Annotated in this window: 18 protein-coding genes and 3 tRNA genes; 20 read left to right on the top strand and 1 reads right to left on the bottom strand. The window is 55.5% G+C overall.

Features of this window, described 5'->3' with window-relative positions; translation table 11 throughout:
• Nucleotides 1-103: 103 nt before the first annotated feature.
• Nucleotides 104-976, bottom strand: coding sequence for a 23S rRNA (guanosine(2251)-2'-O)-methyltransferase RlmB (rlmB, locus tag ACXAIA_RS04925; RefSeq protein WP_475348357.1), 873 nt, complete (start codon nt 974-976; stop codon nt 104-106).
• 206 nt (nt 977-1,182) lie between these two features.
• On the opposite strand from rlmB, the gene ACXAIA_RS04920 reads away from it, so the two are divergent.
• From ACXAIA_RS04920 to ACXAIA_RS04825, 20 genes are all read left to right on the top strand, one after another.
• Nucleotides 1,183-1,267 (top strand) — tRNA-Tyr (locus tag ACXAIA_RS04920).
• A 36-nt stretch (nt 1,268-1,303) separates the two neighbouring features.
• Nucleotides 1,304-1,377, top strand: a tRNA-Gly gene (locus ACXAIA_RS04915).
• A gap of 82 nt (nt 1,378-1,459) precedes the next feature.
• Complete coding sequence (tuf, locus tag ACXAIA_RS04910) at nt 1,460-2,650, top strand: elongation factor Tu (RefSeq protein ID WP_475348348.1); 1,191 nt, start codon at nt 1,460-1,462, stop codon at nt 2,648-2,650.
• 131 nt (nt 2,651-2,781) lie between these two features.
• Nucleotides 2,782-2,857, top strand: a tRNA-Trp gene (locus ACXAIA_RS04905).
• 50 nt (nt 2,858-2,907) lie between these two features.
• Entirely contained in the window at nt 2,908-3,105 is a 198-nt protein-coding gene (gene secE, locus ACXAIA_RS04900) for a preprotein translocase subunit SecE (RefSeq protein ID WP_022734396.1), read from the top strand.
• Nucleotides 3,106-3,108: 3 nt separating this feature from the next.
• Complete coding sequence (gene nusG / locus ACXAIA_RS04895; RefSeq protein ID WP_475348356.1) at nt 3,109-3,639, top strand: transcription termination/antitermination protein NusG; 531 nt, start codon at nt 3,109-3,111, stop codon at nt 3,637-3,639.
• A gap of 105 nt (nt 3,640-3,744) precedes the next feature.
• Nucleotides 3,745-4,173 carry a 50S ribosomal protein L11 gene (gene rplK, locus ACXAIA_RS04890; RefSeq protein ID WP_475348355.1) on the top strand — a complete coding sequence of 143 codons (429 nt, stop codon included), beginning with the start codon at nt 3,745-3,747 and terminating at the stop codon, nt 4,171-4,173.
• 4 nt (nt 4,174-4,177) lie between these two features.
• Nucleotides 4,178-4,876 (top strand): 50S ribosomal protein L1, encoded by a 699-nt coding sequence (rplA, locus tag ACXAIA_RS04885; protein WP_475348354.1) that lies wholly within the window; start codon nt 4,178-4,180, stop codon nt 4,874-4,876.
• A 280-nt stretch (nt 4,877-5,156) separates the two neighbouring features.
• Nucleotides 5,157-5,675 (top strand): 50S ribosomal protein L10, encoded by a 519-nt coding sequence (gene rplJ / locus ACXAIA_RS04880; protein WP_475348353.1) that lies wholly within the window; start codon nt 5,157-5,159, stop codon nt 5,673-5,675.
• 55 nt (nt 5,676-5,730) lie between these two features.
• Nucleotides 5,731-6,108, top strand: coding sequence for a 50S ribosomal protein L7/L12 (rplL, locus tag ACXAIA_RS04875; protein ID WP_475348352.1), 378 nt, complete (start codon nt 5,731-5,733; stop codon nt 6,106-6,108).
• A gap of 378 nt (nt 6,109-6,486) precedes the next feature.
• A complete protein-coding gene (gene rpoB, locus ACXAIA_RS04870) occupies nt 6,487-10,653 on the top strand; it encodes a DNA-directed RNA polymerase subunit beta (RefSeq protein WP_475348351.1) in 4,167 nt (1,388 codons plus the stop codon).
• Nucleotides 10,654-10,760: 107 nt separating this feature from the next.
• Entirely contained in the window at nt 10,761-14,954 is a 4,194-nt protein-coding gene (gene rpoC, locus ACXAIA_RS04865; RefSeq protein WP_475348350.1) for a DNA-directed RNA polymerase subunit beta', read from the top strand.
• A 371-nt stretch (nt 14,955-15,325) separates the two neighbouring features.
• Complete coding sequence (rpsL, locus tag ACXAIA_RS04860) at nt 15,326-15,697, top strand: 30S ribosomal protein S12 (protein ID WP_007092427.1); 372 nt, start codon at nt 15,326-15,328, stop codon at nt 15,695-15,697.
• A 12-nt stretch (nt 15,698-15,709) separates the two neighbouring features.
• Complete coding sequence (gene rpsG, locus ACXAIA_RS04855) at nt 15,710-16,177, top strand: 30S ribosomal protein S7 (RefSeq protein ID WP_062955413.1); 468 nt, start codon at nt 15,710-15,712, stop codon at nt 16,175-16,177.
• A gap of 27 nt (nt 16,178-16,204) precedes the next feature.
• Complete coding sequence (fusA, locus tag ACXAIA_RS04850) at nt 16,205-18,286, top strand: elongation factor G (RefSeq protein WP_475348349.1); 2,082 nt, start codon at nt 16,205-16,207, stop codon at nt 18,284-18,286.
• 28 nt (nt 18,287-18,314) lie between these two features.
• A complete protein-coding gene (gene tuf, locus ACXAIA_RS04845) occupies nt 18,315-19,505 on the top strand; it encodes an elongation factor Tu (RefSeq protein ID WP_475348348.1) in 1,191 nt (396 codons plus the stop codon).
• 119 nt (nt 19,506-19,624) lie between these two features.
• Nucleotides 19,625-19,933 carry a 30S ribosomal protein S10 gene (gene rpsJ, locus ACXAIA_RS04840; RefSeq protein WP_008892173.1) on the top strand — a complete coding sequence of 103 codons (309 nt, stop codon included), beginning with the start codon at nt 19,625-19,627 and terminating at the stop codon, nt 19,931-19,933.
• Nucleotides 19,934-19,949: 16 nt separating this feature from the next.
• Nucleotides 19,950-20,666, top strand: coding sequence for a 50S ribosomal protein L3 (rplC, locus tag ACXAIA_RS04835; RefSeq protein WP_475348347.1), 717 nt, complete (start codon nt 19,950-19,952; stop codon nt 20,664-20,666).
• A gap of 5 nt (nt 20,667-20,671) precedes the next feature.
• Nucleotides 20,672-21,292, top strand: coding sequence for a 50S ribosomal protein L4 (gene rplD / locus ACXAIA_RS04830; protein ID WP_475346513.1), 621 nt, complete (start codon nt 20,672-20,674; stop codon nt 21,290-21,292).
• Nucleotides 21,289-21,591 (top strand): 50S ribosomal protein L23, encoded by a 303-nt coding sequence (locus tag ACXAIA_RS04825; protein ID WP_062953730.1) that lies wholly within the window; start codon nt 21,289-21,291, stop codon nt 21,589-21,591. The genes rplD and ACXAIA_RS04825 overlap by 4 nt, the downstream gene beginning before the upstream one ends.
• Nucleotide 21,592: the final 1 nt, after the last annotated feature.

Genomic DNA, 21,592 nt, shown 5'->3' with positions numbered 1-21,592 from the left:
GGCGCGAAACATAATCCGGGCTGCCCATGAATGCAAGAGTTTGCAGCAGGGAAATTTACATCCCGTGAAAACCCCTTAAACGCCCGTGTTTGCGGGCTGTGACCTACTTGCGATAGAGCTCGTAAAGCGCGACCGCAGCCGCGTTGGAAACATTGAGGCTTTCGATGCGATCCGACATCGGAAGCTTGACCAGAAAATCACAGCTTTCGCGCGTCAAACGCCGCAATCCTTCGCCCTCCGATCCCATGACAATGCCCACACGCCCGCCAAGCTTGGCTTCGGCCAGTGTCTGGGTGGCATAACCGTCCATCCCCGCCAGCCAGAAATGCGCGCCTTTAAGCTTATCAAGCGTCTGGTTGAGGTTCCCGGCATGAATATAGGGCACGGTTTCAAGCGCACCACTGGCCGATTTGGCCAGAACACCGGTTTCCGGCGGGGCGTGACGATCCGGCACAATGACGGCGGATGCGCCTAAGGCGGCCGCACTGCGCAGGATCGCGCCGACATTGTGCGGGTCGGTCACCTGATCAAGGATCAAGACCGTGCATTGCTCTGAATCGCGATGATCGGCAATCAGTTCCTCGACCGACAGCTGGGGCAGGGGGGCGCAATGCATCGCCATGCCCTGATGCACCGTGCCTGGTGGCAGCATTTCATCAAGGTCGGTACGTCCGGCCGAATCTACCGCGATGTCGCTGCGCTCGGCATCGGCGAGGGCAGCCATGACCTCATCGCGGGTGTTTTCGGTGGCCCAGATTTTGTGAATCGTGCGCTGCGGATTGGCAATTGCCATCATCACCGGGTGACGCCCGAAAAGAATCAGGCGCGAATTGCCCCCCGATCCCCCGCTGTCACGACCGCGTTTTCGTCCGCGGCGCGAATTGCCTTCGCGGTTTTCATCGCCTTGCGGGAGCGCATCGGGCGCACCATCGCCGTGATGACGATTTCCTGAACGGGATTTATTGCGACGCGACATAATGGCGGAAACCTCCGGGCCTTGGGGAATACGTAGGGGACCTAATGCAGTTTGCTTCGCCTGATCTGCGAAACTTGGGGAACATATAGGAAAGGAAATACGATTTCGTGCTTTTTTTGCTGTTGACAGGGGAGGGGCCTTCGCCGTATTCCCTCCCTCGCCGCAACGAGGCCGGGGTCAAACCCGGATGGCGTTACGACCCTGATGGAGGGGTGGCAGAGCGGTCAAATGCAGCGGACTGTAAATCCGCCGACTTAGTCTACGCAGGTTCGAATCCTGCCCCCTCCACCATTCTCTCGCCCTCGCGAGAGCTCGCACTAGAAATATGCGGGTGTAGCTCAATGGTAGAGCAGAAGCCTTCCAAGCTTACGACGAGGGTTCGATTCCCTTCACCCGCTCCAATATTATTATGATGCAACCCGTCGGCTCGTGCGGTGGGTTTCTACGTGTTTTTTTGGTTCGGATAATTAGGATCTGAGGGCAATGGCCAAGGAAAAGTTTGAGCGTACAAAACCGCACGTTAACGTAGGCACCGTCGGCCACGTTGACCACGGTAAAACCACGCTGACCGCAGCAATCACCAAAGTTCTGGCAGAAGCCGGTGGTGGTTCGTTCCAGGACTACAGCGACATCGACAAAGCACCGGAAGAGAAAGCTCGTGGTATCACGATCTCGACCGCGCACGTTGAGTATGAGACCGAGAACCGTCACTACGCACACGTCGACTGCCCAGGCCACGCTGACTATGTTAAAAACATGATCACTGGTGCGGCACAGATGGACGGCGGTATCCTCGTCGTTTCGGCTGCTGACGGCCCGATGCCGCAGACCCGTGAGCACATCCTGCTCGCGCGTCAGGTTGGCGTTCCGGCCCTGGTTGTCTTCATGAACAAAGTTGACCAGGTCGATGACGAAGAGCTTCTCGAGCTCGTCGAAATGGAAATCCGCGAACTTCTGTCGTCCTACGACTTCCCGGGCGACGATATTCCGATCATCAAGGGCTCGGCTCTTGCTGCTCTGGAAGGTCGCGATGACGAAATCGGCAAGAACGCGATCCTCGAGCTGATGAAAGCGGTTGACGACTTCATCCCGGCTCCGGATCGTCCGAAAGACAAGCCGTTCCTGATGCCGATCGAAGACGTGTTCTCGATCTCGGGTCGTGGTACGGTTGTGACCGGTCGTGTTGAAACCGGTGTTGTTAAAGTTGGCGAAGAAATCGAAATCGTCGGCATCAAAGACACCGTTAAAACCACCGTTACCGGCGTTGAAATGTTCCGCAAGCTGCTCGACCAGGGCGAAGCTGGCGACAACATTGGCGCGCTGCTGCGTGGTACCAAGCGTGAAGACGTCGAGCGTGGCCAGGTTCTGGCACACGTTGGCTCGATCACCCCGCACACCAAATTCGAAGCAGAAGCCTACATCCTGAACAAGGATGAAGGTGGCCGTCATACGCCGTTCTTCTCGAACTACCGTCCACAGTTCTACTTCCGTACGACTGACGTAACCGGTTCGATCGAGCTGCCGGCAGGCACGGAAATGGTTATGCCGGGCGACAACGTTCAGATGACCGCAACCCTCATTGCACCGATCGCAATGGACGAAGGTCTGCGTTTCGCAATCCGTGAAGGCGGTCGTACCGTCGGCGCGGGCGTTGTTGCGAAAATCATCGAATAATTTTTGAGATTTTGCACGATTGAGTGCTTGATCTTGGATGTGCGGGCGGCTATAACCCGCCCGCACACCCCGCCACCCGGGCGGGATTTAGTCAGAAAGAAGATAAGCTTTTCAACTTTCTGATGCCTTGTAGGAGTGTAGCTCAGTTGGTAGAGCATCGGTCTCCAAAACCGAGTGTCGGGGGTTCGAGTCCCTCCTCTCCTGCCACTTTTTCCGGGTTGTGAAATAAAGCATTAGAAAGCGGTGTAACCCCGACAATGGCTAAAACGTCGCCAGCACAATTCGTACAGCAGGTCCGCACCGAGGCGAAAAAAGTCTCGTGGCCGTCCCGTAAGGAAACGACTGTTTCGACCATTATGGTATTCGTAATGGTTGCTCTTGCGTCTGTTTTCTTCTTTGTTGTCGATCAGCTCCTCGCATGGGGTGTTAAGCTGGTCTTTGGTGTTGGGGGTTAAGTCATGGCGCATCGCTGGTACGTTTTGCACGTTCACTCCGGTTTTGAGAAAAAGGTCGCCCAGTCGATCCGTGAGCAGTCCATCAAGAAAGGTCTTGAGGGCGAAATCGAAGAGGTCCTGGTTCCGACGGAAGAAACTGTCGAGATGCGTCGCGGCACCAAGGTCAATGCCGAGCGGAAGTTTTTCCCGGGCTATGTCCTGCTGAAGATGGATCTCACCGACGAAAGCTGGCATCTGGTCAAGAATACCGCCAAGGTTACAGATTTCCTCGGTAGCCGTGGCAAGCCGATGCCGATTTCCGAAAAGGAAGCTCAGCACATTCTGCATCAGGTGCAGGAAGGTGTTGATCGTCCGAAGCCGACCATCGCATTCGATATCGGCGAGGAAGTTCGCGTTTCCGACGGTCCGTTTGCATCGTTTAACGGTATCGTCGAAGGGATTGATGAAGAACGTGCACGCTTGAAGGTGTCTGTTTCGATCTTCGGTCGTTCAACTCCGGTCGAGCTGGAATACACCCAGGTCGAGAAGCTTTAAAAAACGATCTTGAAAATTTAAGTCGCTGCCTGTATACGCAGGCAGCAATCAAGGCGCGGGAGGTCAGCCATGGCCGGACCGCGCGCTTCTGTAAGAGGTACTCTAATGGCGAAGAAAATCGACGGCTATCTTAAGCTGCAGATTCCCGCCGGCAAAGCCAATCCGTCGCCGCCTGTCGGCCCGGCTCTTGGTCAGCGCGGCGTGAATATCATGGAATTCTGCAAGGCGTTCAACGCATCGACCCAGCAGATGGAACCTGGTATGCCGATTCCGGTCGTCATCACCGTTTATTCCGACCGTTCCTTCTCCTTCATCACCAAAACCCCGCCGGCATCCTACTTCCTGAAAAAGGCAGCAGGCATTGCCAAGGGTTCCGGTACCACCGGTAAAGGCTATGTTGGTAAGGTAACCAAAGCACAGGTCAAAGAAATCGCAGAAGCCAAAATGGCTGACCTCAACGCATTTGACGTTGATGGCGCGATGGCAATGATCGAGGGCTCTGCCCGTGCGATGGGTCTCGAGGTTGTGGAGTAAGACGATGGCCAAGACTGGTAAACGCCTTGCCCAGGCCTATGAGGGCATCGACCGTAACACCCAGTACGAACTCGCAGCTGCTGTGAAGCTCGTCAAAGAAGGTGCAAAAGCCAAATTCGATGAAACCATCGAAATGGCCATGAACCTTGGTGTTGATCCGCGTCACGCTGACCAGATGGTCCGTGGTGTTGTTTCCCTGCCGCATGGTACCGGTAAAACCATGCGCGTTGCTGTCTTCGCAAAAGACGCAAAAGCAGAAGAAGCCCAGAAAGCTGGTGCAGACGCTGTTGGCGCCGAAGACCTGATGGAAGCAATGCAGAAAGGCGATCTGAACTATGATCGCGTTATTGCAACCCCGGACATGATGGCTGTTGTCGGCCGTCTCGGTAAGGTACTCGGCCCGCGCGGCCTGATGCCGAACCCGAAACTCGGCACTGTCACCATGGATGTTGCGACCGCCGTTTCCGACGCCAAAGCTGGCCAGGTCCAGTTCCGCGCCGAGAAAAACGGTATCGTTCATGCAGGTATCGGCAAGGCATCGTTCAGTGAAGAACAGATCCTTGAGAATGCAAAAGCATTCGTAAACGCGATCGTTAAAGCAAAACCGATTGGCGCAAAAGGTACCTACCTTGAGCGTGCAGCGCTGAGCTCCACCATGGGTGCTGGCGTCAAGCTGTCGATTGCGGACATCGCGTCGAAGTAAGAATTTTCGAATTCTGACCGGTTTTCGGATCGGTCAGGACCGGAGAGGGCGTCATGCCCTCTCTACCTGTCTGTCCCAGACTGCAGGTGAGTGGGATTTGCCACTCTTAATTCCCTGCATAGGCAGAGGTTCCGGTTCTTAGGTTTTCCCCATCGGGGATTCACACAAGGCTTGAACATCTGGCAAACGGACGGGCGTAACAGACCGGTTCGAAAGGACTGGTCGCGTCTGTGAACCTCCTTGTGGGGTTCAGGGCAATAAGCAATGTCGGAGACTAAAAGTGAACCGCGATGAAAAACAACAGTTCGTAGCAGAAATGCGCGAAGTGTTCGAAGGTGCGGAAGGCGTCGTCATCACCCAGTATAAGGGTCTGACGGTTGCTGAAATTACCGCTCTTCGTGCGCAGATGCGTGAAGCTGGTGCGGGCTTCAAGGTCACCAAAAACCGGCTTACGCGACTTGCTCTGGAAGGCACCAAATTTGCTGGTCTTGCTGACTACTTCACCGGCCCGACCGCGATTGGCTATTCCGCCGATCCGGCTTCGGTCGCGAAAGTAGCTTCGAAGTTCGCAAAATCCAACGAGAAGCTCGTGCTTGTCGCTGGTGCTATCGGCGAACAGGTTCTGGATGAGAAGGGCGTTAAAGCTCTGGCAGAACTGCCGTCGCTGGACGAACTTCGTGGCAAGCTGGTGGGTATGATCCAGACCCCGGCACAGCGTATCGCTACGCTGACCTCCAAGCCGGCGGGCCAGATCGCCCAGGTGCTGAAGGCATATGCCGACAAAGGCGAAGCCGCGTAAACCAAACTAATCAGATATCCCAGATATCTAAGTTCAAGCCTAGGAGTATAGTAAAATGGCCGATCTTAAGGCACTCGTTGAAGAGCTTTCCAAGCTCACCGTTCTTGAAGCTGCAGAACTTTCCAAACTTCTCGAAGAAGAGTGGGGCGTTTCCGCCGCTGCTCCGGTAGCTGTTGCTGCTGCTGGTGGCGCTGCTGCCGGTGGCGAAGCTGCTGAAGAAAAAACCGAATTCGACGTCGTTCTGACCTCTGCTGGTGACAAGAAAATCAACGTCATCAAAGAAGTCCGCGGCATCACCGGTCTTGGCCTCAAAGAAGCCAAGGAACTGGTTGAAGGCGCTCCGAAAGCCGTCAAAGAAGGCGCTGCTAAGGACGAAGCCGAAGAAATCAAGAAGAAGCTGGAAGAAGCCGGCGCAACCGTCGAACTCAAGTAATCGACGGCTTCTTGCCAAGGTCTGGGTCGGCGTCCTCTGGGCGCCGACCCTTCCGTCTCTGTGCTTCCCGGCAATCGGGTCAGGTGGGTGCAGCGGCGCGAACAGGAATTTAACGGTTGACGCTGCCAAAGGTAATCGTACATAACGTAAGGCCGTTTAGGTCAGAGGTTATCTTTGACGGCGTCGACAGCCGAGGGATCAGTGATCTCAATCAAGTTGGATGTCAAATAACATCCACGGTCATAATCAAGTGAACGCCCGCCCCGTACGGGGCTCGGGCGTCGTTGTGCTGTACGCGTTTTGTGCGACTCGCATGCGTGGCAGAGCAGGGACGAACGAGTTCGGACGGTGTGGGGAGGCGCGATTAAAGGAACGATGATGGATAAGTCCTTTACTGGTCGAAAGCGCATCCGCAAAAGCTTTGGACGGATCAGCGAAGTCGCTCCGCTCCCGAACCTCATCGAGGTTCAAAAGAATTCCTACGATAAGTTTTTGCAGACCGGAATCTCGCAGGAGCAGCGGGACGATGCAGGTCTTCAGGAAGTATTCAAGAGCGTCTTTCCGATTAAAGATTTTTCGGAACGCGCAACTCTTGAATTCGTTTCGTATGAGCTTGAGCAGCCCAAATACGATACCGAAGAGTGTCGCCAGCGTGGCATGACCTTTGCCGCACCGCTGCGTGTAACTCTGCGCCTGGTTGTCTGGGATATCGACGAGGACACGGGCGCACGCTCGATCCGCGATATCAAAGAGCAGGACGTCTATATGGGCGACATGCCGCTCATGACCGAACACGGTACCTTTATCGTGAACGGCACCGAGCGTGTGATTGTTTCCCAGATGCACCGCTCGCCGGGTGTCTTCTTCGATCATGACAAGGGCAAGAGCCACAGCTCGGGCAAATATCTGTTTGCCGCACGTGTCATTCCGTATCGTGGTTCCTGGCTCGATTTCGAATTCGATGCAAAAGACATTCTGTATGTCCGTATCGACCGTCGCCGCAAACTGCCGGCGACCACGCTGCTGATGGCTCTGGAAAATGCAGAGTCCCAGGAACTGCGTGCACAGCGTGCCGAAGAAGGCCGCTCTGTCGATCCGTCGGAAATCGAAGGTCTGACCCCGGAAGAAATCCTCAACTATTACTATGAGTCGGCTGAATATCGCCGCACCAAGGATGGTTGGGTTACCGATTTCACCGCAGACCGTTACATCGGCCAGAAACTTGTCTTTGATCTGATTGACGCCAAAAGCGGCGAAGTTGTTGCTGCTGCCGGCTCGAAGATCACCAAGCGTTCCGCCAACAAGATCACCGAAAAAGGCGTCACCGAGATCCTCGTACCTGAAGACCAGCTTAATGGCTGGTTCATGGCCGATGACCTCATCGACGGCGAAACCGGCGAGATCCTGGCAGAAGCTGGTCACGAACTGACCGAGGAAGTGTTCGAGCAGCTTAAAGAATGGGGTGTTGATTCCGTTCGTCTGCTGATGATCGACCACAACCAGGTTGGTCCGTATCTGCGTAACACCATGGCGCTGGACAAGAACAGCAACCGCGAAGAAGCCCTTGTGGACATCTATCGCGTGATGCGCCCGGGCGAACCGCCGACCCTCGAGGGTGCGGAAGCCATGTTCAAGGGCCTGTTCTTCGATTCAGAGCGTTACGATCTTTCCGCGGTTGGTCGCGTGAAGATGAATGCGCGTCTGAACCTGGAATGCGAAGACACCGTTCGTATCCTGCGTCGCGAAGACATTCTGGAAGTCGTCCGTGTTCTGATCGACCTGAAAGACGGTCGTGGCGAGATTGACGATATTGACCACCTCGGTAACCGTCGTCTGCGTTCGGTTGGCGAGCTGATGGAAAACCAGTTCCGCGTTGGTCTGCTGCGTATGGAACGTGCGATCCGCGAGCGTATGAGCTCGGTCGAGATCGACAACGTCATGCCGCATGACCTGATCAATGCCAAGCCGGTTGCGGCTGCTGTGCGTGAATTCTTCGGCTCTTCGCAGCTGTCGCAGTTCATGGACCAGACCAACCCGCTTTCGGAAATTACCCACAAACGTCGTCTTTCGGCGCTTGGCCCGGGTGGTTTGACCCGTGAGCGTGCCGGCTTTGAAGTTCGTGACGTTCATCCGACCCACTATGGTCGTATCTGCCCGGTTGAAACGCCGGAAGGTCCGAACATTGGTCTGATCAACTCGCTGGCGACCTTTGCCCGCGTCAACCAGTACGGCTTCATCGAAAGCCCGTATCGTAAGGTTGTCGACGGCAACGTCACCGCAGAGGTTATTTATCTCTCGGCGATCGAAGAAGGCCGTTATGTTATCGCACAGGCAAACGAACCGCTTAACGATGACTTCAGCTTCACCAACGAACTGATCAACACCCGTAAAGCCGGTGACCACTACATGGCCCGCTCCGAAGAGATCGACCTGATGGACGTCTCGCCGAAGCAGCTGGTATCGGTCGCATCCGCGCTCATTCCGTTCCTTGAGAACGATGACGCGAACCGCGCACTGATGGGCTCGAACATGCAGCGTCAGGCGGTTCCGCTGATCCGCTCTGAAGCACCGTATGTCGGGACCGGTATGGAAGTTCCGGTGGCACGTGATTCGGGGGCAACCCTGATCGCACGCCGTGATGGTGTTGTTGAATCCGTTGACGCGACCCGTATGGTTATCCGCGCAACCGGTGACATTGCCGCTTCGGAATCGGGTGTCGATATCTACACCCTGCTGAAATATCAGCGTTCCAACCAGGGCAGCTGCATCAACCAGCGTCCGCTGGTGAAAGTTGGCGATGTCGTCGAAAAGGGTGACATCATCTCGGATGGTCCGTGTACCGATATGGGTGAACTGGCTCTCGGCCGTAACGTGCTCGTCGCGTTCATGCCGTGGAACGGTTACAACTTCGAGGATTCTATCCTTCTGTCCGAACGTATTGCCCGTGATGACGTTTACACCTCGATCCACATCGAGGAATTCGAAGTCATGGCCCGCGATACCAAGCTTGGTCAGGAAGAAATCACCCGTGATATTCCGAATGTCGGTGAAGAAGCGCTCAAAAACCTCGACGAGGCGGGCATTGTCTACATCGGTGCGGAAATCAAGCCGGGCGATATCCTTGTCGGTAAGGTAACGCCGAAGGGCGAAAGCCCGATGACGCCGGAAGAAAAACTTCTGCGCGCCATCTTCGGTGAAAAAGCATCTGACGTTCGCGATACCTCGCTGCGTGTCCCGCCGGGACAGTTCGGTACCATTGTTGAAGTCCGCGTGTTCTCACGTCGTGGCGTTGACAAGGACGAACGTGCTCTGGCCATCGAACGCGCCGAGATCGAACGTCTCGCACAGGACCGCGATGACGAACGCGCGATCCTTGAGCGTAACTTCTATGGTCGTCTGCAGAACCTTCTGGTTGGTCAGAAACTGGTTGATGGTCCAAAGGGCCTGAGCGGTGAACTGACCGAAGAAAGCCTGTCGGGTGTTGCCCGTGGTCTTTGGCGTCAGATCGCTGTTGCAGATGACAATGTCATGTCCGACATCGAAGCTCTGAAAAAGCAGTTCGAGGAATCGATTGCTGTTCTTCAGGCCCGCTTCGATGACAAGGTCGACAAACTGCAGGCCGGCGACGAACTGCCGCCGGGCGTGATGAAGATGGTCAAAGTCTTTGTCGCAGTTAAACGTAAAATGCAGCCGGGTGATAAAATGGCCGGCCGTCACGGGAACAAGGGTGTCGTATCGCGCATTATGCCGGTCGAAGACATGCCGCACCTTGATGATGGTACGCCGGTCGATATCGTTTTGAACCCGCTGGGTGTTCCGTCGCGTATGAACGTCGGCCAGATCCTTGAAACCCACCTTGGTTGGGCATCACGTGGTCTGGGTGAACAGATCGGCGATCTCGTCGATGCTGTTGCCGATGGTCGTGGCGAGATGGATGACCTGCGCAGCAAGCTCAATGATGTCTATGAAGGCGACGAATATGTTGCTGGCATCAAAGAACTTTCTGATGGCGATGTCATTGAACTTGGTAACAACCTGCGTCGCGGCGTCCCGATGGCCACCCCGGTCTTCGACGGCGCCCGTGAGCCGGATGTTGTTCGTATGCTTGAAAAAGCAGGCCTTGATGGTTCTGGCCAGGTCGACCTCTATGACGGTCGTACCGGTGAGAAATTCCATCGCAAGGTGACAGTGGGCTATATCTACATGCTCAAACTGCACCACTTGGTCGACGACAAGATCCACGCACGTTCGATTGGTCCGTACTCTCTTGTTACCCAGCAGCCGCTGGGTGGTAAGGCGCAGTTCGGTGGCCAGCGTTTCGGGGAGATGGAAGTGTGGGCACTCGAAGCTTACGGTGCTGCATACACCCTTCAGGAAATGCTCACGGTCAAGTCGGACGACGTTTCGGGCCGTACCAAGGTCTACGAAGCCATTGTTCGCGGCGAAGACACGTTTGAAGCTGGCATTCCGGAATCCTTTAACGTTCTCGTTAAAGAACTCCGTTCGCTTGGCCTCAATGTCGAGCTTGAGCAAAACGAGTACTAAGTGTTTGGCTGACAGGGGTGCCCATCCGGGCATCCCGGTCGCCATATGCATCTTTCGGCCTGAAATTGGCGAAACCCGGCGAGACCGGGCATAGCGGGAGAGCCTTTATGAACGAGTTGATGAAGATCTTCGGGCAGCCGCAGGGCACCCAGAGCTTCGATCAGATCCGGATTCAGATTGCCAGCCCGGAGCGTATCCGCTCCTGGTCGTTCGGCGAAATCAAGAAACCGGAAACCATCAACTACCGGACCTTCAAACCGGAGCGCGACGGCCTGTTCTGTGCGCGCATTTTTGGTCCGGTGAAGGATTACGAATGCTTGTGCGGCAAGTACAAGCGTATGAAGTATCGCGGCATTATCTGTGAGAAGTGCGGCGTCGAAGTGACTCTGGCCAAAGTACGTCGTGAACGTATGGGCCATATCGAACTGGCGGCACCTGTTGCCCATATCTGGTTCATGAAGTCGCTGCCGAGCCGTCTGGGTCTGCTGCTGGACATGACGCTCAAGGATCTTGAGCGCATTCTGTACTTCGAAAACTATGTGGTCATCGAACCGGGCCTGACCCCGCTCAAGATGGGTGAGCTCCTGTCCGAAGACCAGTATATGACCGCCCAGGAAGAATATGGCGAAGACAGCTTCCGCGCCGGCATCGGTGCAGAAGCCATCCGCGATATGCTTTCGGCGATCGACCTTGATGAAGAACGCGAAACCGCGAAACTCGACCTCAAGGAAACCAATTCCGAAGCCAAGCGCAAGAAGCTGGTCAAGCGTCTCAAGCTGATTGAGGCCTTCCAGGAATCCGGCGCACGCCCGGAATGGATGATCCTTGAAGTGATCCCGGTCATTCCGCCGGAACTGCGCCCGCTGGTTCCGCTGGATGGCGGTCGTTTCGCGACCTCGGATCTGAACGATCTGTATCGTCGTGTGATCAACCGTAACAACCGTCTGAAGCGCCTGATCGAGCTTCGTGCGCCTGATATCATCGTGCGTAACGAAAAACGTATGCTTCAGGAATCGGTTGATGCGCTGTTTGACAACGGACGTCGCGGTCGTCCGATCACCGGTGCCAACAAGCGTCCGCTCAAATCGATGTCGGACATGCTTAAAGGTAAGCAGGGTCGTTTCCGTCAGAACCTTCTGGGTAAACGCGTCGACTATTCCGGTCGTTCGGTTATTACCGTGGGTCCGAACCTGAAACTGCACCAGTGCGGTCTGCCGAAGAAAATGGCCCTCGAGCTGTTCAAGCCGTTCGTTTACGCGAAGCTGGAACTGTACGGGATGGCCACCACCATTAAAGCTGCAAAGCGCATGGTGGAAAAAGAGCGCGCCGAAGTTTGGGATATCCTCGAGCAGGTTATCCGTGAACACCCGGTCATGCTCAACCGTGCACCGACGCTGCACCGTCTTGGCATTCAGGCCTTCGAGCCTACCCTGATCGAAGGTAAGGCCATCCAGCTGCATCCGCTCGTTTGTACTGCGTTTAACGCGGACTTCGACGGTGACCAGATGGCTGTTCACGTACCGCTGTCGCTTGAAGCTCAGCTTGAAGCACGTACCCTGATGATGTCGACCAACAACATCCTGTCCCCGGCATCGGGTAAACCGATCATTGTGCCGTCGCAGGATATTGTCCTTGGTCTGTACTACATCTCCATGGAGCGTGAAGGTCAGCCGGGCGAGGGCATGTCGTTTGTCAACATCGCCGAGATTGAGCAGGCTCTGGATGAAGGTGTCGTAAACCTGCACTCCAAGGTCAATGCCCGTTACCACACGGTTGATGAAAACAACGAACCGATCACCGTTCGTGTTGCCACGACCCCGGGCCGCATGTTGCTGTCGGAACTTCTGCCGCGTCATCCGCGCATTCCGTTCTCGACCATCAACAAGCTGCTCACCAAGAAAGACGTCTCGAACGTTATCGACGTCGTCTATCGTCACTGTGGCCAGAAAGAGACCGTTATCTTTGCTGACCGCATGATGGGCCTTGGTTTCAACTGGGCATGTAAAGCCGGTATTTCGTTTGGTAAGGATGACATGATCATTCCGGAAGCCAAGGAAACCCTGGTTGGCACGACCCATGAAAAGGTCAAGGAATACGAGCAGCAGTACCAGGACGGTCTCATCACCCGTGGTGAGAAATACAACAAGGTTGTTGACGCCTGGGCACAGTGCACCGACGACGTTTCCGAAGCGATGATGAAAGTCATCTCGGCGACGGCAGAAGGTGACAATGTGAACTCGGTTTACATGATGGCGCACTCCGGTGCCCGTGGTTCTGCCGCCCAGATGCGTCAGCTGGCTGCTATGCGTGGCCTGATGGCGAAACCGGATGGCTCGATCATTGAGACGCCGATTATTTCGAACTTTAAAGAAGGCCTGACCGTGCAGGAGTACTTCAACTCCACTCACGGTGCTCGTAAAGGTCTTGCTGATACCGCACTGAAAACGGCGAACTCGGGTTACCTTACCCGTCGTCTCGTTGACGTGGCCCAGGACTGCATCATCACCCAGCATGATTGCGGTACCGACCGTGGCCTCGACATCGCAGCCGTCGTCGATTCCGGTGAGGTCATCGAAACCCTGTCTGATCGTATCCTCGGTCGCTTCACCGCCGACGAGATTGTCAATCCGTCGACCGGCGAAGTCATCGTGCCGAAGAACGAGATGGTAGAAGAAGATCACCTTGATCTCATCGAAAAGGCAGGCGTCGAAATGGCGCGTATCCGCTCGGTTCTGACCTGTGACGCCGAAACCGGTGTTTGCGGCCATTGCTATGGTCGTGACCTGGCACGTGGTACCACGGTCAATATCGGTGAAGCTGTCGGTGTTATCGCCGCACAGTCGATCGGTGAACCGGGTACCCAGCTGACCATGCGTACGTTCCACATTGGTGGTGCCGCGCAGCGTGGTGCAGAAGTTTCCGGTGTCGAAGCCAACTTCGACGCGACCGTGAAGCTCAAGAACCGCGCGGTTGTCGAGAACTCGTCGGGCGTGAACATCGTCATGGCGCGTAACCTCGAAATCATGCTGATCGACAAAACCGGTCGTGAACGTGCGAAATACCGCGTTCCGTACGGTGCGAAACTTCTTACCGATGAAGGTGACCAGGTTACCCGTGGCCAGAAACTGGCTGAATGGGATCCGTACACCCTGCCGATCATCACCGAGAAAGAAGGTTACGTGAACTATGTCGACCTTCTCGAGAACGTAACCATTCGCGAAGTCTATGACGAAGCGACCGGTATCGCCTCGAAAACGGTTATCGACTGGAAGAGTATGCCCAAGGCATCCGACCTCAAGCCGCGCGTTACCCTGCGCAATGAGGCCGGCGAAGTCATCAACCTGGATAACGGCCTTGAAGCCCGTTACTTCCTGTCAGTTGATGCTATTCTCTCGGTCGAGAACGGTCAGAAGGTCGCGGCTGGTGACGTGCTTGCACGTATCCCGCGTGAAGGTTCGAAAACCCGTGACATTACCGGTGGTCTGCCGCGTGTTGCCGAGCTGTTCGAAGCCCGTAAACCGAAAGAACACGCGATCATCTCGGACATTCCGGGTCGCGTCGAATTTGGCAAGGACTACAAGAACAAGCGGCGCGTCGTGGTTCATCCGCTCGAAGACTCGGGTCTGACCGAACCGGTTGAATACCTGATTCCGAAAGGCAAGCACCTTGCCGTTCAGGAAGGGGACTTCGTCGAACAGGGCGATCAGCTTCTCGATGGTTCACCGGTTCCGCACGATATTCTGCGTGTTATGGGCGTCCCGGCACTGGCAGATTACCTGGTCAACGAGATTCAGGAAGTCTACCGTCTGCAGGGCGTGAAGATTAACGACAAGCACATCGAAGTCATCGTACGTCAGATGCTGCAGAAAGTGGAAATCACCAAACCGGGTGACACCACGCTTCTGGTTGGCGAAATCATTGACCGCGTTGATTTTGATACCGAAAACGAACGTGCTCTTAAAGAAGGCGGCGAACTGGCCGAAGGCGCACCGGTCCTCCAGGGGATCACCAAAGCCTCGCTCCAGACGCACTCCTTCATTTCGGCCGCGTCGTTCCAGGAAACCACGCGCGTTCTTACCGAAGCAGCTGTTTCGGGCAAAACCGATACCCTTATCGGTCTGAAAGAGAACGTCATCGTGGGTCGTTTGATCCCGGCTGGTACCGGTGCGGTGATGAACCGCTTCCGTGCACTGGCTGCCGAACGCGACAAATCGGTACAGATCGAGGCAGAAGAGGAAATCGGGGACAACTTCGGTCCGCAGGCCGATGCCGACACCGCTTCACTGCCGGCAGGCGAATAAGTTCGTCGCGCCAGACATTTAAAAGAATCAGGAACGAGCCGGACTCTTATCGACGCACCGGCTCGTTTCGGCGTTTGAAGCGCCAACTCGAAGGCCCAGAGGGTTTTGCTTGACGCAAAAGGGGGCCGTCACTAGTATGCGCCCACCGAATCTAGGGGGGTGTAGCTGTGCCGGTGCCGTTTTGTGCGGTAGCGGGCGGTTTTCGCCCCCCATCGCTTGAGTGCGACTCTGACGGCCGTCGAGGCAGGAACTCCTGCTTTTATGGGCGTCCGCGCGTGTTTTTGTACAAAGTGCAAAGACGCGTGGTCGCTCGTCGTGCGTCGATATGAGCAGCGCCCTCGTGGCGTCCGTTGAAGTAAAAGGGAAAGTTAATGCCCACTATTAACCAGTTGATCCGCAAGTCGCGGACTCCGCGCACCCAGCGCGATATGGTTCCGGCACTGGAAGCATGCCCGCAGAAACGCGGCGTTTGCACCCGTGTCTACACCACCACCCCTAAGAAGCCGAACTCGGCACTTCGTAAGGTTGCTCGTGTCCGTTTGACCAACGGCTACGAAGTAACTTCTTACATTCCGGGTGAAGGCCACAACCTGCAAGAACACTCCGTCGTGATGATCCGCGGCGGCCGTGTAAAGGATTTGCCGGGTGTGCGTTACCACATCATTCGCGGTACCCTCGATACGCAGGGTGTCAAAGACCGTAAACAGCGTCGTTCGAAATACGGCGCCAAGCGTCCGAAATAAGGAGCAGCTCAGATGTCACGTCGTCACGCTGCTGAAAAGCGCGAAGTTCTGCCTGACGCCAAATATGGCGATAAGGTTCTGACCAAGTTCATGAACGGTCTGATGCTCGACGGTAAAAAATCCGCCGCAGAAAAGATCGTTTATGGTGCACTGGAAGTCATGGAAGGCAAGGGTGCAGACCCGGTTGCCCAGTTCCACGAAGCCATGGATAACGTGAAGCCGAACGTCGAAGTTCGCTCGCGCCGTGTTGGTGGTGCTACCTACCAGGTTCCGGTTGAAGTTCGTACCGAGCGTCGTCAGGCGCTGGCCATTCGTTGGCTGGTTGACGCTGCTCGCAAGCGTTCCGAAACCACCATGGTTGGTCGTCTCGCCGGTGAACTGATGGACGCAGCCAACAACCGTGGCTCGGCCGTCAAGAAACGTGAAGACACCCACCGTATGGCCGAAGCCAACAAGGCTTTCGCTCATTATCGCTGGTAACCCAGACCTCAAGATCAAGAGTCGATTATGGTAAAACGCACTCCGATCTCTCGGTATCGTAACATCGGCATCATGGCCCACATTGATGCTGGTAAAACGACGACCACCGAGCGAATCCTTTTCTACACCGGTAAGTCCTACAAGATCGGCGAAGTCCACGACGGCGCCGCGACCATGGACTGGATGGAACAGGAACAGGAACGTGGCATTACGATTACGTCTGCTGCGACGACCTGCTTCTGGAACGACCACCGGGTCAACATCATCGATACCCCGGGCCACGTTGACTTCACCATTGAAGTTGAACGTTCGCTCCGTGTCCTCGATGGTGCTTGCGCAGTCTTCGACGCCGTTTCCGGTGTTGAGCCGCAGACCGAAACCGTGTGGCGCCAGGCTGACAAGTACAACGTTCCGCGTATGTGCTTCGTCAACAAAATGGACCGTACCGGTGCGGACTTCTTCCGTTGCGTCGAAATGATCAAGGAACGCCTTGGTGCCAATGCCGCTGTCATGCAGCTGCCGATCGGTGCCGAAGGTGATTTCGAAGGTGTTGTCGACCTCGTGAAGAACCAGGAAATCGTCTGGAAAGACGAAAGCCTCGGTGCAGAGTTCGAATATCGCGACATTCGTGATTCCCTTGCTGACCAGGCCGCAGAATACCGCGAAGCCCTGATCGAGCAGGCAGTCGAATGCGACGAAGAAGCTATGGAAGCTTACCTCGAAGGTGAGCAGCCGAGCGAAGAGAAGCTCAAAGAGTGCATCCGTAAGGGCACGATTGCTGGCGAACTTGTTCCGGTCCTTCTGGGTACCGCGTTCAAGAACAAAGGCGTTCAGCCGCTTCTCGATGCTGTTGTCGACTACATGCCGGCACCGGACGACATCGAAGATGTTCGTGGCGTCAAGCCGAACACCGAAGATGAGCCGGATTCGCGCCCGCTGACCGACGAAGCACCGTTCTCGGCACTTGCGTTCAAGATCATGAGTGACCCGTTTGTCGGTTCGCTGACCTTCGCACGTATTTATTCAGGTGTTCTCGAAGCTGGTTCCTACGTTCTGAACTCCGTTAAGGAGAAAAAAGAACGTATTGGCCGTATGCTTCTCATGCATTCGAACAACCGCGAAGAAATCAAATACGCTTGCTCGGGCGACATCGTTGCTCTGGTTGGCATGAAGGACACCACCACTGGTGATACCCTTTGTGACCCGGCCAAGCCGATCATCCTCGAGCGCATGGAATTCCCGGATCCGGTTATCGAAATCGCTGTTGAGCCGAAATCGAAAGCCGACCAGGAAAAAATGGGTCTCGCCCTGGCACGTCTTGCTCAGGAAGATCCGTCGTTCCGTGTTAAATCCGACCACGAATCCGGCCAGACCATCATTTCCGGTATGGGCGAGCTTCACCTCGACATTCTTGTCGATCGTATGAAGCGTGAATTCAAAGTCGAAGCAAACATCGGCGCGCCGCAGGTTGCTTATCGTGAAACCATCTCGAAAGAAGTCGATATCGACTACACCCACAAAAAACAGTCGGGTGGTTCGGGTCAGTTTGCACGTATCAAGCTCACCTTCACCCCGGGTGAACCGGGTTCGGGCTTCTCCTTCTCCGATACCGTTGTTGGCGGTAACGTTCCGAAGGAATACATCCCGGGCGTACAGAAAGGCTTGGAAAGCTCGCTGCAGAGCGGCGTGATCGCAGGCTTCCCTGTAACCGATTTCTCGATCAAGCTGACCGATGGTGCATACCACGACGTTGACTCGAGCGTCATGGCCTTCGAAATCGCTGCTCGCGCAGCATTCAAAGAAGGTCTGTCGAAAGCTTCTCCGAAGCTGCTCGAGCCGATCATGAAGGTCGAGGTTGTGACCCCGGAAGAATACATGGGCGACATCATTGGCGACCTGAACAGCCGTCGTGGCCAGGTCCGTGACATGGACTCCCGTGGTATTGCACGCGTTGTTAACGCGTTCGTACCGCTGGCCAACATGTTCGGTTACGTCAACAACCTGCGCTCCATGTCCCAGGGCCGTGCCCAGTTCGTGATGCAGTTCGATCACTATTCAGACGTCCCGCAGGCAGTTGCGGACGAAGTCAAAGCCAAGTCGGCCGGCTAAGGCCCAGCCAGAATAAACGGAGTTAGAAATGGCTAAAGAAAAGTTTGAGCGTACAAAACCGCACGTTAACGTAGGCACCGTCGGCCACGTTGACCACGGTAAAACCACGCTGACCGCAGCAATCACCAAAGTTCTGGCAGAAGCCGGTGGTGGTTCGTTCCAGGACTACAGCGACATCGACAAAGCACCGGAAGAGAAAGCTCGTGGTATCACGATCTCGACCGCGCACGTTGAGTATGAGACCGAGAACCGTCACTACGCACACGTCGACTGCCCGGGCCACGCTGACTATGTTAAAAACATGATCACTGGTGCGGCACAGATGGACGGCGGTATCCTCGTCGTTTCGGCTGCTGACGGCCCGATGCCGCAGACCCGTGAGCACATCCTGCTTGCGCGTCAGGTTGGCGTTCCGGCTCTCGTCGTCTTCATGAACAAAGTTGACCAGGTCGATGACGAAGAGCTTCTCGAGCTCGTCGAAATGGAAATCCGCGAACTTCTGTCGTCCTACGACTTCCCGGGCGACGATATTCCGATCATCAAGGGCTCGGCTCTTGCTGCTCTGGAAGGTCGCGATGACGAAATCGGCAAGAACGCGATCCTCGAGCTGATGAAAGCGGTTGACGACTTCATCCCGGCTCCGGACCGTCCGAAAGACAAGCCGTTCCTGATGCCGATCGAAGACGTGTTCTCGATCTCGGGTCGTGGTACGGTTGTGACCGGTCGTGTTGAAACCGGTGTTGTCAAAGTTGGCGAAGAAATCGAAATCGTCGGCATCAAAGACACCGTTAAAACCACCGTTACCGGCGTTGAAATGTTCCGCAAGCTGCTCGACCAGGGCGAAGCTGGCGACAACATTGGCGCGCTGCTGCGTGGTACCAAGCGTGAAGACGTCGAGCGTGGCCAGGTTCTGGCACACGTTGGCTCGATCACCCCGCACACCAAATTCGAAGCAGAAGCCTACATCCTGAACAAGGATGAAGGTGGCCGTCATACGCCGTTCTTCTCGAACTACCGTCCGCAGTTCTACTTCCGTACGACTGACGTAACCGGTTCGATCGAGCTGCCGGCAGGCACGGAAATGGTTATGCCGGGCGACAACGTTCAGATGACCGCAACCCTCATTGCACCGATCGCAATGGACGAAGGTCTGCGTTTCGCAATCCGTGAAGGCGGTCGTACCGTCGGCGCGGGCGTTGTTGCCAAGATCATCGAATAATTTTTCTCTTGATCTTTGTGAAGCGGGCGGCTATTTAGGCCGCCCGCAACACTTTTGCGGCAATCGTCAACTCCAGTTGAGGGGCCGGTGTCCTTTTGAGGGCTCCGGTACATAATTACATGGATAGTCAGAACATTCGCATTCGCCTCAAGGCGTTTGACCATCGCGTGCTGGATCAGTCCACGCGTGAGATCGTCAATACGGCGAAGCGCACTGGCGCAGAGGTCCGCGGCCCGATTCCGCTGCCGACCCGCATTGAAAAGTATACTGTTCTGCGGTCTCCGCACGTGAACAAGAAATCACGCGAACAGCTCGAAATCCGTACGCACAAGCGTCTTCTCGACATTGTCGACCCGACCCCGCAAACCGTCGATGCTCTTATGAAGCTCGACCTTGCGTCCGGCGTCGATGTCGAGATCAAACTTTAATCGGGAGTAAGCCGCAATGCGTAGTGGACTTATTACCCAGAAGGTCGGTATGACCCGCATCTTTAACGATGACGGTTCCCACCTTCCTGTAACCGTTCTGAAGGTCGAAGATCTTCAGGTTGTCGCCAACCGTACCAACGACACCGACGGCTACGTCGCTGTTCAGCTTGGTTATGGCAAAGCGAAAGTGAAAAACGTATCCAAGCCGATGCGTGGTCACTTCGCCAAAGCCAAGGTTGAGCCGAAAGCCAAACTTGCTGAATTCCGCGTCAGCGACGACGGTCTGATCGAAGTTGGTGCAGAACTTTCTGCGACCCACTTCATCGAAGGCCAGTACGTTGACGTAATCGGCACGTCCATCGGTAAAGGTTTTGCCGGTGCGATGAAGCGTCATAACTTCGGTGGTCTGCGTGCGTCGCACGGTGTGTCGATTTCGCACCGTTCGCATGGTTCCACCGGTCAGTGCCAGGACCCGGGCCGCGTCTTCAAAGGTAAGAAGATGGCAGGTCACCTTGGTGCCGCACGTGTTACCGTTCAGTCCCTTAAAGTCGTATCCTCGGATGCCGACAAAGGCCTGATCCTGGTGCATGGTGCCGTTCCGGGTCACAAGGGTGCCTATGTCCTTGTCAAGGATGCCGTGAAGCGTGCTGCACCGGAAGGTCTGCCGTTCCCGGCCGCGCTCAAGGGTGCTGCCCCGGCCGCTGAAGAAGCTGTCGCCGAGGATAAGGAATAAGCATCATGAAGCTCGACATTCTCAAACTTGACGCTTCCAAGTCCGGCAAGATTGATCTTGCAGAAGACATCTTCGGTCTTGAAGTACGTCGCGACGTCCTGCACCGCATGGTGAACTGGCAGCTGGCAAAACGCCGTGCCGGTACCCACAAGGTAAAGGAAAAGTCGGAAATTTCCGCAACCACGAAAAAATTCGTGCGTCAGAAGGGTAGTGGCGGTGCACGTCACGGTTCCCGTAAAGCCGCACAGTTCCGTGGTGGTGGTACCGTGCACGGTCCGCGCGTTCGCGACCACGCACACGATCTGACCAAGAAGTTCCGTAAACTCGCGCTGAAAACCGCTCTGTCGGCCAAGGCAAAAGACGGTAAGCTTATCGTTCTTGATAATGCGGAATTCTCGGACGCCAAAACCAAGAATCTGGTCGCAGCTTTCAACAAGCTCGGCTGGAAGTCTGCACTGATCATCGACGGTTCGCAGGTCAACGAGGGCTTTGCACGCGCAGCGCGCAACATCCCGCAGGTTGATGTACTTCCGCAGATTGGTGCTAACGTCTATGACATCCTGCGCCGTGACACCCTGGTGCTGACCAAGGGTGCGGTCGAAGCGTTGGAGGCACGTCTCAAATGACGATCATCAGCAAAGAGCGGATGTACGAAGTCATCCGCGCCCCGCATATCACTGAAAAGTCGACGTTGATTTCTGAACACAACGCTGTTGCATTCAAAGTCGCGATCGACGCCACCAAGCCGGAGATCAAGGCTGCTGTGGAAGGTCTGTTCGGGGTGAAGGTCAAGACGGTCAATACCTCTGTGGTAAAAGGAAAAACCAAGCGTTTTCGCGGTATTTCCGGTCGTCGGAGCGATTTCAAGAAAGCGATGGTGACCCTCGAAGAGGGCCAGTCCATCGATGTGACTACGGGAATCTAAG

The sequence above is a fragment of the Thalassospira sp. ABL2_045 genome (genome assembly GCF_056161285.1).
This window is presented reverse-complemented; position numbering and strand designations above follow the sequence as displayed.

Excerpts from the sequence above, each read along its gene's own strand:
- rlmB (WP_475348357.1), bottom strand. The coding sequence starts at position 976 with ATGTCGCGTCGCAATAAATCCCGTTCAGGAAATCGTCATCACGGCGAT.
- tuf (WP_475348348.1), top strand. The coding sequence starts at position 1,460 with ATGGCCAAGGAAAAGTTTGAGCGTACAAAACCGCACGTTAACGTAGGC.
- secE (WP_022734396.1), top strand. The coding sequence starts at position 2,908 with ATGGCTAAAACGTCGCCAGCACAATTCGTACAGCAGGTCCGCACCGAG.
- nusG (WP_475348356.1), top strand. The coding sequence starts at position 3,109 with ATGGCGCATCGCTGGTACGTTTTGCACGTTCACTCCGGTTTTGAGAAA.
- rplK (WP_475348355.1), top strand. The coding sequence starts at position 3,745 with ATGGCGAAGAAAATCGACGGCTATCTTAAGCTGCAGATTCCCGCCGGC.
- rplA (WP_475348354.1), top strand. The coding sequence starts at position 4,178 with ATGGCCAAGACTGGTAAACGCCTTGCCCAGGCCTATGAGGGCATCGAC.
- rplL (WP_475348352.1), top strand. The coding sequence starts at position 5,731 with ATGGCCGATCTTAAGGCACTCGTTGAAGAGCTTTCCAAGCTCACCGTT.
- rpoB (WP_475348351.1), top strand. The coding sequence starts at position 6,487 with ATGGATAAGTCCTTTACTGGTCGAAAGCGCATCCGCAAAAGCTTTGGA.
- rpoC (WP_475348350.1), top strand. The coding sequence starts at position 10,761 with ATGAACGAGTTGATGAAGATCTTCGGGCAGCCGCAGGGCACCCAGAGC.
- rpsL (WP_007092427.1), top strand. The coding sequence starts at position 15,326 with ATGCCCACTATTAACCAGTTGATCCGCAAGTCGCGGACTCCGCGCACC.
- rpsG (WP_062955413.1), top strand. The coding sequence starts at position 15,710 with ATGTCACGTCGTCACGCTGCTGAAAAGCGCGAAGTTCTGCCTGACGCC.
- fusA (WP_475348349.1), top strand. The coding sequence starts at position 16,205 with ATGGTAAAACGCACTCCGATCTCTCGGTATCGTAACATCGGCATCATG.
- tuf (WP_475348348.1), top strand. The coding sequence starts at position 18,315 with ATGGCTAAAGAAAAGTTTGAGCGTACAAAACCGCACGTTAACGTAGGC.
- rpsJ (WP_008892173.1), top strand. The coding sequence starts at position 19,625 with ATGGATAGTCAGAACATTCGCATTCGCCTCAAGGCGTTTGACCATCGC.
- rplC (WP_475348347.1), top strand. The coding sequence starts at position 19,950 with ATGCGTAGTGGACTTATTACCCAGAAGGTCGGTATGACCCGCATCTTT.
- rplD (WP_475346513.1), top strand. The coding sequence starts at position 20,672 with ATGAAGCTCGACATTCTCAAACTTGACGCTTCCAAGTCCGGCAAGATT.
- ACXAIA_RS04825 (WP_062953730.1), top strand. The coding sequence starts at position 21,289 with ATGACGATCATCAGCAAAGAGCGGATGTACGAAGTCATCCGCGCCCCG.